The organism is Microbulbifer variabilis ATCC 700307 (genome assembly GCF_000380565.1).
Lineage (GTDB): Bacteria > Pseudomonadota > Gammaproteobacteria > Pseudomonadales > Cellvibrionaceae > Microbulbifer > Microbulbifer variabilis.
Genome location: NZ_AQYJ01000024.1, coordinates 330,801 through 347,401 on the forward strand (window position 1 = coordinate 330,801; position 16,601 = coordinate 347,401).

General features: G+C 46.1%; 14 protein-coding genes. 8 read left to right on the forward strand and 6 right to left on the reverse strand.

The window, feature by feature from the left end; translation table 11 throughout:
* The first annotated feature begins 155 nt into the window (after positions 1-155).
* From G367_RS0108330 to G367_RS0108365, 7 genes are all read left to right on the forward strand, one after another.
* Positions 156-998, forward strand: a complete 843-nt coding sequence (locus G367_RS0108330; RefSeq protein ID WP_020412661.1) for a PhzF family protein — start codon at positions 156-158, stop codon at positions 996-998.
* Positions 999-1,007: 9 nt separating this feature from the next.
* The gene (locus tag G367_RS0108335; RefSeq protein ID WP_020412662.1) at positions 1,008-1,640 is read left to right on the forward strand and encodes a pyridoxal 5'-phosphate synthase; all 633 of its coding nucleotides are present in this window, start codon (positions 1,008-1,010) and stop codon (positions 1,638-1,640) included.
* A 27-nt stretch (positions 1,641-1,667) separates the two neighbouring features.
* The gene (locus G367_RS0108340; RefSeq protein ID WP_020412663.1) at positions 1,668-2,726 is read left to right on the forward strand and encodes a phenylacetate--CoA ligase family protein; all 1,059 of its coding nucleotides are present in this window, start codon (positions 1,668-1,670) and stop codon (positions 2,724-2,726) included.
* Positions 2,726-4,114: an aldehyde dehydrogenase family protein gene (locus G367_RS0108345; RefSeq protein ID WP_020412664.1), complete on the forward strand. Its 1,389-nt coding sequence runs from the start codon at positions 2,726-2,728 to the stop codon at positions 4,112-4,114. Before G367_RS0108340 ends, G367_RS0108345 begins: the two co-directional genes overlap by 1 nt.
* Positions 4,115-4,312: 198 nt before the next feature.
* A complete protein-coding gene (locus G367_RS0108350) occupies positions 4,313-6,361 on the forward strand; it encodes a TonB-dependent receptor (RefSeq protein WP_020412666.1) in 2,049 nt (682 codons plus the stop codon).
* A gap of 227 nt (positions 6,362-6,588) precedes the next feature.
* Entirely contained in the window at positions 6,589-6,963 is a 375-nt protein-coding gene (locus G367_RS0108355; protein WP_020412667.1) for a VOC family protein, read from the forward strand.
* Between the two features lie 1,154 nt (positions 6,964-8,117).
* Positions 8,118-8,303, forward strand: coding sequence for a hypothetical protein (locus G367_RS0108365; protein ID WP_020412669.1), 186 nt, complete (start codon positions 8,118-8,120; stop codon positions 8,301-8,303).
* Between the two features lie 177 nt (positions 8,304-8,480).
* Here the strand turns inward: G367_RS0108365 and G367_RS0108370 are convergent, their stop codons facing one another.
* Positions 8,481-8,750 (reverse strand): YMGG-like glycine zipper-containing protein, encoded by a 270-nt coding sequence (locus G367_RS0108370; protein ID WP_020412670.1) that lies wholly within the window; start codon positions 8,748-8,750, stop codon positions 8,481-8,483.
* Positions 8,751-8,901: 151 nt separating this feature from the next.
* On the opposite strand from G367_RS0108370, the gene G367_RS0108375 reads away from it, so the two are divergent.
* Positions 8,902-9,123, forward strand: coding sequence for a DUF3820 family protein (locus G367_RS0108375; protein ID WP_020412671.1), 222 nt, complete (start codon positions 8,902-8,904; stop codon positions 9,121-9,123).
* Positions 9,124-9,625: 502 nt separating this feature from the next.
* Here the strand turns inward: G367_RS0108375 and G367_RS0108380 are convergent.
* From G367_RS0108380 to gltA, 5 genes are all read right to left on the reverse strand, one after another.
* A complete protein-coding gene (locus G367_RS0108380) occupies positions 9,626-10,174 on the reverse strand; it encodes a Tll0287-like domain-containing protein (protein WP_020412672.1) in 549 nt (182 codons plus the stop codon).
* A 12-nt stretch (positions 10,175-10,186) separates the two neighbouring features.
* Positions 10,187-11,539, reverse strand: a complete 1,353-nt coding sequence (locus G367_RS0108385) for a cytochrome c3 family protein (RefSeq protein ID WP_020412673.1) — start codon at positions 11,537-11,539, stop codon at positions 10,187-10,189.
* Positions 11,540-13,570, reverse strand: coding sequence for an FAD-dependent oxidoreductase (locus G367_RS0108390; RefSeq protein WP_026305007.1), 2,031 nt, complete (start codon positions 13,568-13,570; stop codon positions 11,540-11,542). It lies immediately after the preceding gene.
* A gap of 538 nt (positions 13,571-14,108) precedes the next feature.
* Entirely contained in the window at positions 14,109-14,645 is a 537-nt protein-coding gene (locus G367_RS23385; RefSeq protein WP_020412674.1) for a hemerythrin domain-containing protein, read from the reverse strand.
* 308 nt (positions 14,646-14,953) lie between these two features.
* Complete coding sequence (gene gltA / locus G367_RS0108400; protein WP_020412675.1) at positions 14,954-16,243, reverse strand: citrate synthase; 1,290 nt, start codon at positions 16,241-16,243, stop codon at positions 14,954-14,956.
* Between the last annotated feature and the right edge of the window lie 358 nt (positions 16,244-16,601).

A 16,601-nucleotide genomic window follows, 5' to 3' on the forward strand; every position in this document is an offset into this window, starting at 1 on the left:
CACACCCCGCATTGCGACTTCTTGAAAGGTCTAGATATTCCTGCGAAGCCGCGCCTTAATTTTAAACCACTCTGCAAGCCAGAGGCATCACGGAGTTGTTCAGAGGCTCCTTAATTTGGTTAGAGTTTTCAGTATTCGATTAATGGAATAATAAAATGCATAGATACACTGTTGTAAACGCCTTTGGTAGAGAACCATTTACTGGTAATCCCGTAGCCGTTTTCTTTGATTGCGATGACCTGGACAGCAATAGTATGCAGAGAATTGCGGCTGAACTTAACCTTTCAGAAACAACGTTTATTGGAACCCCGAGTAAAGGTGGCGATGTCAATGTCAGGATTTTTACGCCTGTCAATGAACTGGATTTTGCGGGGCACCCGCTGTTGGGCACCGCATTGGCTTTATCGAAAGCAACTGATCTTACGGAATTAAAGATCGAAACCAAAAAAGGCCTTTTTAACTTTGCAGTACAATCCGTTAAAGAAAATTCTTTCTCGGCTTACATACAAATGGAGCAGCCCTGCCCGGTAATTTCATCCTTTGATTATCAAGAGGCATTACTTGAGGCGCTTGGAGTGAGGCGAAGTACATTGCCGGTAGATATGTATGATGTGGGACCCAGACACGTCTTTGTCGGGGTGGATAATAAGGATGAGCTTGCCCAAATCAGTCCAGACCTGAGGAGACTATCAGATTTCCACAATATGGCAGCGCTCTGTTTTAGCCCGGATATAGGAGACAGCTGGCGACTTCGTATGTTTTCTCCAGCCTATGGTGTTGCAGAAGATGCGGCCACAGGTTCTGCAGCGGGGCCTTTGGCACTGCATCTTTCGCGTTATGGATTGGTAAAGTTCGGTGCAGAAATAAAGATCACACAGGGGGTGGAAATGGGGAGACCTTCTCGTATGAATGCTATGGCCAATATAAAAAATGACTCCCCTTTCCTCAAAGTTGGTGGCTATGGGTTTCAGGTAGCTACTGGTCAATATTTTATCTAGGAAGGAATTATGAGCAGTACTTTTGAAAGCATGACAGGGAAAGTGGATCAAAGCTTTTCTGAATACGATACCCCTCCTAGTGACCCCATGTCTCTTGCACGACAATGGCTCCAGGAGGCTATCGATAACAAGGTTCGTGAACCTCGGGCGATGGTAATGGCGACAGCGAATCTCTCAGGTGCTCTGTCATCGCGAGTCATGGCTATATTGGATTTTGCGACCATTGGTATCATCTTCGCCACACACAGCTGTAGCCGTAAAATAAAAGATACCGAAGAGACCCCCTTTGCTTGTGGACATTTTTACTGGCGCGAGCTTGGTCGCCAGCTCTCCGTAAGTGGGAAAATTAGGCAGCTCGATCGAGAGCGGGCAGTTAGAGAGTGGGACGCTCGCCCAATACCTCTGCACGCGATGTCGACGGTTTCTCATCAAAGTGAGCCTTTGGATTCCTATGATCAACTGCTAGCTGCTGCGCAAGAGCTTGATCGTGTAGGCGCATTGCCTTGTCCCGAGAGGTTTTCAGTGTATGTTCTCGAGCCTCAAGCAATCGAGTTTTGGTCGTCGAGTTCTAATCGGCTTCACAAGAGGTTGCGATTCGAACGGGATCAAACGGAGTGGAAGCATATACGACTTCAGCCTTAGTCACCTATTCAACGGAGGAACATTCCTATGGAATCACCTGACTTCCAACGTCATTTGGCTGACATTTTGAACTGGCATTTTTCGCCGGATACCGGCTCTCCATTTTGGTTATCAATGCGCAGTCAATTTGATTTTGATCCAGTTAAGGATGTCCGATCATTGGCCGATCTGTCTTTATTTCCTGATATCAGCCAGTTGCTTCGTGAGATAGCGATTGAAGATCTGCAACCTAAGGGACTGGCCGATTATAGGCTTGCCGGGATATTTGAAAGTGGCGGGACAACGGGGACGGCCAAGCGGGTTGTTGCTTATGAGGAGTGGCTTGAGCAGGTGGTTAGTTGGCGTTTGGAGGGATTTGAAACCTCAACAGATAAGACTCCGAAAAATACGTTGGCAATTATACCGACGGGCCCTCATATCGTAGGAGCCATCAACCGTCGTCGTGCCAGAGCTTTTGGTGGGCAGTGCTTCACTGTAGATTTAGATCCCCGTTGGGTAAAAAAATTAATCCAGGCAGGAAATATGGAAGGTGCCAGAGACTACTCCGATCATCTTATTGACCAGGCGGAACCCATCATTGCTACACAAGCTATTAAATATCTTATTGCAACACCGCCTTTGTTAGAGGCGATAGCGCGTCGCCGCTCCTTAGCTGAAACTCTCAACAGTACCCTTGAGATGATCACTTGGGGAGGAACTCATATGGATGTAGACACATTAGATTATTTGAAAACGATGGTATTCCCTGATGTCCCTATAACAGCGAGTTATGGAAGCACTATGATTCTTTCGGAGACCAAAGCGCGGATTAATCAGGACTATAACGGATCCCCTATCTTTGACAGCTACGCACCTTATGTCATTTTGGAGGTGGTCGACCCAGAAAGTGAAAAACCCGTTGAGTACAATGGGCGAGGACAGGTGGTGATGAATCACCTGAGTCGCTTTGCATTTTTCCCCAATATCTTTGAGCGTGATACGGCAGTGCGACTTCCCACTTTAGGGAATTGTCCCGGTTCTTCTGTCAGTGATGTAAAACCCGTTGCGCGGGTCTCCGGTAAAGCAGTGATTGAAGGAGTGTATTAATGGCAGCGCTCACTAGTGATGTCCGGAAAACTCCTTTTGAGCAACAGGTACTACAGGTGGAAGCACGTTGCCTAGGTGCTTCTCATCATACCAGGCGACGGCAGCCGATAATGGATGTATCTGATCGCATCGTTGGTGAAAGTGCGATCGTCCCTACCGTTTATATACAAGATAAAATCGTACAGATGCGGAAAGGGGAATCACTAACACTTTCGCAACGCTATGAGCGATTAGCAAAGGCTGGCCAGATATATAAGGAAGCAAATTTAGCAGGCCTGGAACCGGACGCCTATATTTCGATGGTTGCTAATGTAACGGGGTTGCAGAAATCCCTGGTGGCCGAGTCTATGACTCACATTTCTCATAGTCTTAATAATATGCTCGGGATTATGCAGGCCGCTACCCCAGCCGGCGCTGTTTGGGATTACCGAGACTCCGCCGCCAGTAACGGTTGTAGCTTGTTGTCACGTCGAGGGGATGTTGTTTCAATTATTGCGGCAGGTAACGGTCCGGGTGTCCATGGCCTTTGGCCCCAGGCTATTGCTATGGGATACCGAACCATGGTCAGACCTTCATCCCGCGAACCCTTCACTGCACAGAGACTTATTTGCGCCCTTGAGTTGGCGGGGTTGGAACAATACGTTGCTTTGATCCCGACTGATCACAGGGGGGTAGATAGCCTGATTGAGCTAAGTGATCTGGCAATAGTTTATGGTGGCCCAGAGGTTACTACGCGGTATGGAAGCAATCCTAAAGTTCTAGTCCAAGGTCCGGGACGATCGAAAATGGTTGTAGGTAGGGATGTTGATCATGAAGAGGCTGTCACTGTTGTTGCTGAGTCTGTTTTATCACGAGGTGGTGCGGCCTGCGTCTGCGCCAGTGCAGTATTGGTGGAGGATGACCCCTATGGCTTTGCTCATCGGCTAAGGCTTGAACTAGAAGTTCGCGCGAAACTGCAACCCCTTACCCTGGGTAGAAGGCGGGAGGTTGATGCATATATGAATCTATTGCAAGCTGAAGAAAATCCATGGCTATATGATCACACTTCCACTAATGGGTACCCCTTAAAACCCCATGTTACCTTAGTAAAGAGTGCTACCGATGCCAAGGTCCAGCGTGAACTGCCATTTCCCTGTATAACTGTTGCACCTTTTAATCGGCAGGAAGATTTTAGTGCATTATCTGGCTCTCTTGTTGTTACGCTTTTATCCCGCGAGAAAGAACTAATTCACCAAGTACTATCGGATGTTTCCATTTCCAATGTTTATATTGGCATTATTCCCACTACCTGGATGGATTATCGGGTACCTCACGATGGCTATTTAGCTGATTTCTTAATGTGTAATCGGGGACTTCGGGTTCACACTCAATGGTTAAAATCCAGTTAGCAGAATAGAAAGCAAATTTAACAGCTTGTATGTGAAGTGGTAATGAAATTTGGGATGATGAAGGAATATTAAAACTTTTTCAGGATGAAAGATATGATAGTAAAATCGAGTACCAATTTATTGATTTGTCGAGTAATTGGAATATCAAGTTTAATCCTAACCATAACCAATAGCGCGACAGCCAACATGAACTCAGTCATGGACGAAGTAGTAGTTACGGCAATGAAGAAAACGACGGCGATTAGTATTCAAGATGTTCCTACAGCTGTCACCGCATTTGACAATGTTCAACTAGAAAATAGGCATGTAACTTCTTTGGGTGACTTGGGATACAGTGTGCCGAATGTATCCCTTGATGATATTGGTACTTTTCCTGGATATGCAAATTTCTCCATACGTGGACTTGGTATCAATAGCTCTATACCTTCTATTGATCCAACAGTTGGTGTTTTTGTCGATGGTATGTATCTGGGCATTAGTGGTGGTGTGCTTTTTGACAACTTTGATCTACAGAGCATAGAAATATTGCGTGGCCCTCAGGGACTTTTGTTCGGTAGAAACGTTACTGGCGGTGCAATTCTATTAAATACAACAGTCCCAGGTGATGAATTACAAGCTAATGGGCGTTTTGCTCTTGAAAGTGGAACAAAAAAGATCACTAGTGGAGTGCTGTCTGGACCGGTAATCAACGATCTTTTAAATGCTAAGATTGCCGCCTATTACTCCGACGATTCTGGGTGGTTTGAAAACACACACACCGGTGACCGGCATGGTCGCTCTGAGACCAAAATTATTCGTCATGCATTAAATGCTTACCCTCTGGATGGACTACAAATGATCCTAAAGTTGGAGTTGGGTCAAATGGAGGGAGATGGTCCTGCCAACCAAAACAGGGACATTGCGGCATTGGGCGAATTCGACATTCAAATTGATGAGCCCGGGTATTCCGATGTTGATTGGAAAAGCGCAGTATCGGAGAGCAATATCAATATTGCACTTGGAGATGGTGTTCTCACCAACGTTTTTGCCTGGCGTCAGTACGAAGCCGGTACCTTATCGGATATTGATTCTTCTCCAATTATAGGTGCTCATGCTGAAACATGGACTGACCAGGAGCAATTCAGTAATGAGCTGCGTTACTCGGGTACTTTTAACTTAGTAGATGTGACCGCGGGTATCTATTACTTTACTCAGAATATTGACTATATCGAAGACCGGTTGGTGAATACTGGAGCGTTACGTTTAACTGGTGGTGGGGATCAGACCTATAAAACTTTGGGCTTTTTTGCTTCAACAGATTGGCACTTATCCGAAAATTGGCTATTAAATGCAGGTATTCGCTTTACCCACGAAGAAAAAGAAGCGGCCCTTGCAGATCTTGTGCCTAGTGGGTGCAGCCTCATGAGACAAAGTTGTAATGTGACGTTCAATGACAATGAAGAGTGGAAAGCCTATACTCCAAAATTTGGGTTTCAATGGGTACCAGATGATGATACTCAGGTTTACGCTTTTTGGACTCGCGGATTTCGCAGTGGTGGCTACAATTTCCGTAATAACGATACCACAATTCCTGGCCCATTCGATCCAGAAAAACAGGATGCCTATGAGGTTGGTGTCAAAAAAGATTTCTCAAATACCACACGAGTTAATTTATCGGCTTTCTATAACAAGATTCACGATCTTCAGAGGGAAATTTCCTTTATAGGACAGGATAATGTTACTTTTCAAACAATAACTAATGCTGCGGATGCACAGATATTGGGTGTTGAGTTAGAAAGTCAAGTATACCTATCGAACAAAATTTCATTTACTGGTCATATTGGATATATGGATGATAAATATACACATATATTTTATGATCTTAATGAAGATGGGGAAATTAATAGTTTTGATAAGAAGCTGAGCCTGCCGCGTTTAGCTCCTTGGAGTTATGGTGCCTCGGTAATCTATTCCCAAGATATTGGCTCTATTGGCACTTTCAGTGGCAGTGTTGCTTTCAATCACCGGGACAGACAATTCTATGACGATAACAATCGTGGTGTGCTGAGCGCGGCAGATATGCTCGAAGTGAACCTTTCGATAGAACCAGCTGATGGTGGCTGGAAGTTTTCGCTTTATGGCCGTAATCTTCTTAATGAAGTAACGGAAGGCCTTAATACCAGTATGCCAATCTATAGCCAGGAATCGACATTTACAATTTTAAATAAGGGACGAATTTTCGGTACGGAGTTTGTTGTTAATATTTAGAGTTGTAATTTTCCAATGCTCGAATTTTTGACTGTGCAATGTGAGCAGCGACCTTGGTGTTTAAAATATATTGATTTTGGTTGATTGTGCGCTATTAAAATTTATTTATCTATTTTCTATAGATATCAGCATCCAGCGATAAAAACTATTCTTGCTGCTGATTTTTAGGCCTTGTATAATTAATTTGGTACAGGATTTTTTAACCTGCTATAGGGAAGTGAAGTTATATGATTAAAGTATCCCCCAAACCTAATCTTCAACTTATCTACGTGTCTGATATTGAACGTTCAACGGGCTTTTACAAAATGCTTTTCAATTCAGATCCGATATTTTCCAGTCCTCGTTATGTGGCATTTGCAGCGGATGGCGAAGCATTATTTGCCCTTTGGACAGGGGGAGCAGAGCCAAATGCTGATACCCCTCGTTTCTCTGAGATTGGTATTATGTTGCCTTCTAGTGAAGATGTAGATTCTCTTTATGAGAATTGGCGAGAGAATACCGAAATCAAGTTTACGAAAGAACCTTACAATGAGGTCTTTGGCCGTACTTTTCTTGTTGAAGATCCAGATGGCCATATAATTCGAGTATGTCCTGTAGATTAAGTACTAGATAATATTCTATGACGAGTTTTGTGTTTTCTTCGTTTAATTGAAGTTTTCACAAAGTGCTTGGTTTTTAGCGATTTCATGTGTATTTAATCAAGTTGCACTGCAGTTGGAGTAATTGATTGTCCATTGCAGTGCAGTTGTAAAATATGATTGGCTGCGTGGGTAGAAACTCCAACCTCCTAGCCAGAAGGATTCTCGTAGGCAAACAATTCCCTTGTGAATACTGGAATTGTCAATTGATAAAAATCAATTTCCGAATAAGATCAAGATCACAAATTTAGAGAAAGTGGTTGGGAGATGTAAAGTAGGAAAATGACTATTTTGAATGCAATTGATTACCGTTAAGCCGATTGATATTAGAGGTAATATTGCGGTTCTTAAGTTAGACTACTCATTTTGTTTGAGAGTTTTTCTGGGTAGTATGGGACCCATACCGAATACCCGGAGTCTAGTTAATTTTATTCGTAACACCACTAAGCAAGTTTTTATTAGCGTTATCCTCAAACAATTATCCAAAATTAAAATCTTAATCCATATTGATAAGGTTGATGAATCTACATATGTAGGGCGTTATAATTTATTAGGTATTTCCAGTAAAAATTCTCGGCTATTACTAAGACATAGAGAGAGTTACATTTATGCACCGGTATTTAAATTTTACATTTAAGAAAGAAGTTGAAAACAGGTATTTTGGTAAAAATTAATATTCAAAATGTCAGTTGATTTTACGGTGGGCTCTATTCATTAAATCGTAAAGCTTCTGACTGCCAATTAGAGTCTTTACTATTGATGCTTCAGTTGATAGGTGGAGTCAAGGTTAACCTCTCTGCCAGCTTCGCTCATAAGCCTCTCATTCAAGAGATTTAACTAGCTTTAGAATATTAAGATTAAGTAGGCTTTGTATGTTTATGGGGCTCTTAGCTTTAAAGAGAGAATAGAAGTTGACTGTTCGGTCAATTGATTCTTAGTCATATGATAAAAGCTTGTATATGCTTGCCAAGATTAACGATGAATAGTTATAGTACGTCTTATTTTAGCGTGGCCTAGGCTCCGCTCCGGAAGCATACATTTGCTAGTTTTTTAACTGGAGTTCAGTTTTTATTATTCCAAATGATAGTTAGAATTCAAAATATGATGTGTGAAAATATATGGGAGATGTAATCCCTTTTAAAAAGAAAACTGCCTGGCAGAAACACAAGGGGAAAACCCTGTGTAGAGAGGGTTTCCATAAATGGAAGGTGATCACCGAGCGTAAGTTTGATGTTAAACAGGGAAAACTGGTCACTGAGTATCGTTGTGAGCGCTGTGGAAAAAATAAGACCCGGTTACTCTAAGGATGTTTCCCACCGGTAATTTCTGTCCAGGTTGAATCAATGTGATTAGACAACTCCTTTAATGGTTGGGGAAGCGTCTTTTCTTAACATTAAGGGTGGGGGCGGCTTTAAGCTGCACCCACCCGTAGACCATTATCTACTGACTGTCTGTTCCTGTCCTGGATCGATAGCAGTAAATTAGTAGCGATAGTAGCGACCGCGATAACGATAGTAGTCTCTACGTTTGCGCTCCCTGTCGTAGAGATAGCCGGCTCCAGCCCCAATAACTGCCCCTGCAGCGGTACCGCCTGGACGTCCGCCGCTAATCAGGGCGCCGGTAACGGCCCCAATGCCAACCCCGGTGCCTATTCGGCGGTCGGTATCACTCATATTGGCACAGCCTTGGCCTCCCAGGCTAGCGCTGAGCACAGCTGCCAGGCTGAGATATTTAATAGCTTTAATACGCATAGGCACCTCTGTTAGTAATTGCCTGAGGTATAGGAACGGCGGATTAGGCCGAACAATTTCTGAGCCAGTGTAAGGTGGGCAGAAAGCAGCAACAAATTTCCAGGGCGAGAGCTTGCTATAGCACAAAAGTGAAGTTTTGTCGGATTTTGATATGTTTGAAAAACAGTACCTAATAGAGGTAGCGCGGACGCCGATGCCTTTTGGCAAATATACGGGGCGAGCGCTTATTGATCTTCCTGAAGAGTATTTGCTCTGGTTCTCCCAAAAAGGATTTCCCGAGGGTAGACTGGGGCAACTGATGGCGTTGACTTTGGAAATCAAAGTTGAAGGGTTGCAGGGGGTTATCACCCCATTAAAGCAAAGTAACACTTGAAAAGCTTTTATAAGTTTTTCCTATTTGTCCAAATTCTTAAGTGCAATATGTATCTTCTTTGATATCCCTCTTTGGGTGACTAATATATTAATGCCTAGGTGTGCTTCGCGGAGCGAAGTGAAACAATAAGCGGTCCGTAATGGAGACTGGACTTACCCGGAAATAGGCCCACAGCGGGTGACCACTGGTCTGAATGATTTCAGCGAGGTTGCAGCGGGAGTAGAGCCAGTCAATTGAAAGAGGGAGCGGTCGAAATGATTTCGGCCGCTAATTAATTGTAAGCAGCTCAAATTTAAGTTGCTGATCTCGGTCCGCGAAAGCGCTCAATTCGCCCAACTCTTATGAGTTAGGTGCTTAGTTTTCCTAAAAAATTTGATTGGTTGGAGATTGTGCGAAAAATCAGAAATAAAGCAGGGCTTGACGGGCCCAAGTACTGATGCGTTGAGCATAGGAAGGCGTAGGGGCCCAATGAAGGCCCCTTTAAGATTGTGCTATTTTTAAGTCAGAGCGGGATACGGATAACTACACCACCCATAGTTTCTCCGAGTTCAAAGTTGTCTCGTGGACTGTCCACATGGTCATTGTGGCAGCTGACGCAAGCGGGGGATACGCCGACATCAGCATAGACTGCAGTAAAGTATTCTGTGTCGCCCAGTTTTTCACGGCCGTAAAAATTCTTACCTGGGTTATCGATTACATACTGTAGCCCTTCTTTTTCCATATCGGTGCGCGGTTTATTCTGCTTGTTAACAGGCCAAAGGGATAGCAGGGCATAGTTAAAACCAGAGTCTTTTTCTGCAACACGCTCGGCTCCCATACGCATCATTTGCGCGGGTAGCGGCAGTAATTTTTTATCCTGCCAGTGTTCGTCAGCGTCCAGAATTTTTTCTTCATTCTGCAAACGGTTAACTACCTTGTTGGTGTAGTTTGCTCGATCCGCCTCAATCACGGCAAAGATGGCATCCGCCATTCGCTCGGGCGCAACTCCCTGATTTTTTTCGCAGCCAGTGAGCAGTGCCAGTCCGGCGATAAAACAAGCGGCAATACGCATAGTGTTCCCCTCCTATTGGGATTGTGTTTGCTTATTTTTGCTGTTGGAAATCTTCGCAATACGGTCACGAATCAAGTCAAATGTCTCGTGTTTATCCGCAGGTTTATACTTGAAATTCTGAGAGATCAATTTTTTGTCTGCCATTGCTGCCAAGGAAAACTCAGCCCCATGGCAATTTAGGCAAACCGGTAACATTTTTTCGTTGGGGCGGAGATTATGGTTCTGGTTGTGATTCACCACGATTTGTTCACTATGGGCTTCCCGTGGGAGATGGCAGCTTGCACAGCTGGCACCCTGCTCGGGGTTAGACTCCCACGCATTAAAATGGGGGGACTCTTTATAGGCCAGGCTGTGCTCATCACTATGACAACTGAGGCATGCCTCTACTGCAGCATATTGCAGGTCTACTTCGTGAGGGCCGTGACAGCTGATACAGTTTAACTCACCTGATGCATTACTCTGCATAGGAGTCCTGGCCAGTTGAGGAGACATGGCGCCGACCTGTTCAGCAAAATTTTCCGGCAGTTTGGAAGAGAGGCGCATGCCATGTTTGCCTTGGGTGAAAGACTCTTTCTGCTCGCTGTGACAGCTGGCACACTGCTCGAGAATTTCCACACTGTTAAATTGCATTTTCCCGTCAGCATGGCAGCTGGTGCAATTCACGTCTGCCTGAGCGTGAGCGCTTTGCGCCCAAGCAGCTGCAATTTCTGTACTCCTACTTTCAACTTTCAGGTCAGCATGAGTCAATTGCAGCGGTTCTTTGTTCGGGTTTTTCCGCAACCAGGCAGCCATTGCGGTGCGTGCTGGCAGTTTTGCCTCATCAAGAAGGTCGGGTTGCCCAACATGGGCAATCAGGAAGTCCTCATAGAGAGTGCCATTGTCATGATAATTATGGCAGCCGGCACTGGCACAGGTTTCGAAGCCCATACCCTGGTGACTACTGCGTTCCTCGGCAATATCGCTATGGCAGTGGAAGCAAAAATCCCCGGCTAGGGTTACACCCATTTCACGAGTAATTTCCTGCTTGTGTTCTGTGTGACAACTGATGCACTGGCGCGCATCAAGAGTCTCTAGTAATTGAGCATTTCTGGGATCGAGAAACTTCTTCCGCGGATGGGAGTCGTCGGCGAGCTCCAGTTCTTCCGCATGGCAGTTCAGGCAGGACTTCTGGATTGCATCTTGCCCAGCAAAACCATCTGCGTGACAGGAAGTACATGCGAGTTCTATTTGATGGTGCCCATGGGTAGGCTCACCGGTTACGAATAATGACTTATCGGCTACGGTTAGGTTGTACGCAGCCAGTGAACCAACAGTGAGCGTCAGCAACAGGCCGTAATGCCAGAATTTAAATTGATAAGATTTCATTTAGAAGTAATAAACAGCGAGAATATGATAAGCAAGGAGTACTGGCAGCGCCCAGAGCAGGGCGTAGTGAATGCGAGACCACCACTTGCGGTGTTCGCGCAGCCTGAGATCCGTCCAGTGATGATTGCGAGCCATAAAGACACCGACCAGTGAGCCGGTTGCAGTTACCCCCAAAAACACCAACATCAGGACCAGATTGAGATTTTTCCCAAGGCGAAACCCTGTATGCACTGCAAGTGTTGCAAGGGCGACAACGCCAATCAAACTGTGTGCGTAACGCCAATGGTCCATATGCCCGAGAGTTATTTTTTTCCAGCGCTTGCGTACACTGAGAGCGGCAGTAAATATACACAGCACTAATATGCTGTAACCGGTAACCTGCTTCCAGAAATTGTCATACCACAATTTGTCCCAGAGTTGTCCCGATTGTACGGTGTCTGAGACTGGGGGGGAGGGCATCAAAAATGCCAGCGCTATGAGGAGTAATGATATGAGCGAGGTAATTAGTATACCTTTGGCATGGCGCATCACCAGGTTGGGAACAGGAGCATCCAATAACTCTGCCATCAGAGGGCGACAACTGCCGCATACAGAACCCGCGGTGGTGGCCTGCTGTAACTCGTTGAGAGTGCGCTTGCCATCAGAAATGGCTTTGCAAAGTTCCCCTTTACTGACTGAATTACATTGGCACACCAGATAGCCATCAGGAAAATCCTTGATGCTATTGGTTTTTTTCTTGCCAAATAGACGCCCCTCACTTTCGAAGTCACTGAAGGCGCGTTGACTAATTTTTTCTTCCTGGGCCACGGCTTGGCGCAGACTACTGGCCTCATCCCAGCTACCAATATAGACGGCGCCGAGGATAAGCCCATCCCTGACAAACAGGCGCCGGTAAATTCCCTTGAAGCGGTTGCGGTAGATGTAGCTCTGTACATCATCCCCTTGCTTGAGATTGTCCGAGGCGACATCCCCAATAATTGCACAGGGAATATGGGCAATTTTAAGCTGGATATCGGTGTAACTTCCGGAGTAGGGGCGCTCTAGCACCTCACCGCCATGATTGCGGCGAATATGTGAGCAGCAACTCTCAGCTTGTTCATAACCGGGGCGCACCAGCTGATAAACCTTACGGTCATGCTCAGCACACTCTCCAATTGCGTAAATGTCGGGATCGGAGGTTTGCATCCACTCGTTAACAACAATTCCCCGCTCGGTTTCCAGACCGCTTTGTTGGGCGAGTGTGACCTCAGGCTGGATACCCGTACATAGAACTATGGCATCTACGTTCAGGTACTCACCATCAGAAAACTGCAGAATGTTTTTTTCTTCGTGCTGCTCAATCGCCTTAAGGGCATCGCCGACTTTAAGTTCAACGCCGAGTGCTGACAAGGAGGACTTCAGAAACTCCTCTCCCTCTTCACCAAGCAGGCCACTGAGTAATTTACCGCGTGATTGTAGGGTGACGGAATTTTTTGGGGTCTTTAGTGCGGTTGCAGCTTCAAGCCCGAGCGCACCGGCGCCGATAACGCAAATGTCCGCGTGGCGCTCACGTAGGGCAATCAGGTCATTCGTGTTACGCAGACTGCGAAATGGATAAACACTGGGTAGGTTCGCTCCGGGGATTTGAGGAATGGTCGGATTGGAGCCTGTAGCAAGGATCAGCTTGGTATAGGGTTGTATATTGCCCTCGGCATCGGTGACCGTTTTGTTTGCGCGATCAATCGCCACAATTTTCCGATCGATATATTCGGCAAGCCTGTGATCAGTCTTTCCGAGGATTGGGTTGTCGAGCTCCTCCCGATCCACATGGCGAGAGAGATATTGTGAGAGCTTTACTCGGTTATAAGGTGATTCTATTTCTGCTCCATAAATAACAATTTGAGCTTCGTCACAGAATTCCAGGAGTTTTTGTGCGCAGCGGACCCCGACGGGCCCGGTACCCACAATCACATAAATCGGATAGCTGCTATCACTGGTGTGGGTGCTATCTGGCGTATATTGTCGAGCAGCTGAACTTTCTAGTTCAGTCATATTTCCCCCAAGTACTCCGGCTTTTACTACTGGCCTTTTTGTCATTCTTGTTTTTAAGCCACAAAGCTATCAGAACTTCTTAGACCAATATCCCATCACGGAAATTTTTTTTAAATTCTAATTCCCCTATGTTTAAACAAAATTAAATAAACGTCTAGTGTTGAATAAGAATGACGATAGAGAATAGGAAGTTAAGGGAGGTCTGGATGGAAAGTTTTATTAAGTTATTGTAATTGCGCACTTTTTTGGGGCTTGCCCAAATTGCAAATAAGTAGAGCAGGTGCTTGTTCGATGAATTTTGACAAATTGCTTTAGTGGTGGGAGCCTGTAAGAAACTATTTTCTAGTGAGTCTTTGATTAAGTGGAGATGCAGTGGTGCTTTATTTTTTGAGGGTTGGGAAATTGCGCCCCGTCCTTGTGGGCCGCAGTGAAATTCCCGTGGATTTTTATTCAATAAGTTGTTGCTTACTCAGCGGCTTACGCTCAATTCCTGTAGAGCTGAAGTAACAGTATATTCCACTGATTGGAGAAGCTTTTGTCAGGAGGGTTGGTAAAGAACGTAGAGTTCTTTTTCTTCCAATGCAGTACGGCGAGTAAGTGCTTCGCCAATCTTTTGGTAGTCCATCTTAAAATCGCGAACCATCTCTGGAGTAAATGCCTCGTGGTTGTAGCGCTTACAGAATTGCACCACAGCATTGGCAATTTCGTTCATGTCAGTACGAAAGTCTTTAACTACCTGCAGCGTGTGGGCATCGCCGGCCAGTGCTTGTTCCAGATAGACATAGAAACGCACGTTTTCCTTGATCAGGTGCGCTTGAAAGCCAGACTTAAACTGGGTTAATAGTTGCGATAGCTGGCGGTAGTTCTGTTTTTCAAAACCCTCAGACCACATACGCTGAAAAATTCCGATCAGGTGACGGTGATCGTCTTCCAGGGCTTTAATTAATGTTGGGTCATAAGAGATTGTGCGGGTGCCCTTGGAGCCGGCATAGGTACTGCGGGTGTATTTTTCTTCCAGGTCGGCAGACTCTTCCGACTTGCTACTTCGGAACATACCGGAGATAAAGCTAAGCATATGCTGTGCCCTTAATTAGTATTGTGGTTTTGTGTTTGTACGAGTAAGGAGTTCCGCGGATGGAAAGTAACTGCCGAGTGGGAACGCAGTGTTATTTCGCTATGGCCGGGGAGCGGCGGATTTTACATTGGATGACAGCTTATTTACTGCCAAATAGGGAAGGGGATTTGAGCAAAATTTAAAAAATGAGGTGCGCGTCACATTTTTTGCGTGAAACCACTATTGCGCTATTAAAATTGTGTTGAATATTTATTTGTTCAAGACGCATAAAAAAGCCCGGTGATACCGGGCTTTTTTTGGGGAGCTAATTAGCGCTGTTCCAGGGGGACATAGTCGCGCTGAGTGTAGCCAGTGTAGAGCTGGCGCGGGCGGCCAATCTTGTACGGGTTGGAAATCATTTCATTCCAGTGGGCGATCCAGCCTGCGGTGCGGCCAGTGGCAAAGATTACGGTGAACATATCGGTGGGAATACCGATCGCTTTCATAATAATGCCAGAGTAGAAGTCTACGTTCGGGTAGAGCTTTTTCTCCACGAAGTAATCGTCCTCAAGGGCGATTTTCTCCAGCTTTTTGGCGATCTTCAGCAGCGGATCATTCTCTGCACCCATAGCACCCAGAACTTCATCACAGATGCCTTGCATTACGCGGGAGCGCGGATCGAAATTCTTGTAAACGCGGTGCCCAAAGCCCATCAGGCGGAAGGGGTCGTTCTTGTCTTTGGCGCGTTTAACAAACTCATCGATGCGGCTCTCATCACCGATTTCCTGCAGCATGTTCAGTACAGCTTCGTTGGCTCCACCGTGTGCAGGTCCCCACAGGGCGGCAATACCGGAAGAGATGCATGCGAACGGGTTGGCGCCGGAGGAGCCGGCCAGGCGCACTGTAGAGGTGGAGGCATTCTGCTCGTGGTCTGCGTGCAGCAGGAAGATGATATCCATCGCCTTGGCGACAACCGGATCGACCTTACTGGTTTCGCAAGGGTTGCCAAACATCATGTGCAGGAAGTTTTCGGAGTAGCTGCGGCTGTTATCCGGGTACATGAAGGGCATGCCTTGGGAATGCTTGTAGCACATGGCAGCCAGGGTTGGCATTTTTGCGATCAGGCGGTGTGCGGAAATTTCACGGTGCTGTGGATTGTTGATATCCAGGGAGTCGTGATAGAAGGAGGCGAGGGCGCCTACTACGCCACACATCATGGCCATTGGGTGGGCGTCGTAACGGAAGCCTTTAAAGAAGCTAACCAGGGACTCATGTACCATAGTGTGAGACATGATGGTGTCTACGTACTTCTTTTTCTGCTCGGCATCTGGCAGTTCGCCGTTCATTAACAGATAGCAGGTTTCCAGGTAGTCGGATTTTTCTGCCAGTTGTTCGATGGGGTAGCCGCGGTGCAGCAGTTGGCCCTTGCCGCCATCGATAAAGGTAATCTTGGATTCGCACGAGGCAGTGGATACGAAGCCCGGGTCATAGGTGAATAAGCCTTTGCCGGTCAGGTTACCGACATCGACAACATCTGGGCCGAGGGTGCCAGATCGTACGGGCATCTCTATCGCGCCGTCGATACCATCGACTGTGAGTTGCGCTTTTTTATCGGACATTGCGGACTCCTAAAACTGTTCTTATGGCGGCCTTTTCCTAGGATTTTCGGGTGCTGGCAGCCTTTTGAGCGGGCCAAACTTAAGTGCCGGGCCTCAAATTGTCAAACCAAAAGGAGTGGACGGTCAGTCTGCGGGCAACAGGATATCTGGCGACAGGGCGGGCCTGTAGAGCTTTTGCCTGGAGTGAGGCGTGAAAATCTGCGGAAATCCCGCGGCGCCAAATGACAGGTCATGAAGACCGCCAAAGCCGGCAGTTTCCCAGGCGTTCGTTGTGTTTTGACTATTGAATGCCTATAATCCGCGCGGCTTGCGCCATGGTACGGCTACTTTGTACAAGGCTTCAACAGGTCGAGTGCAA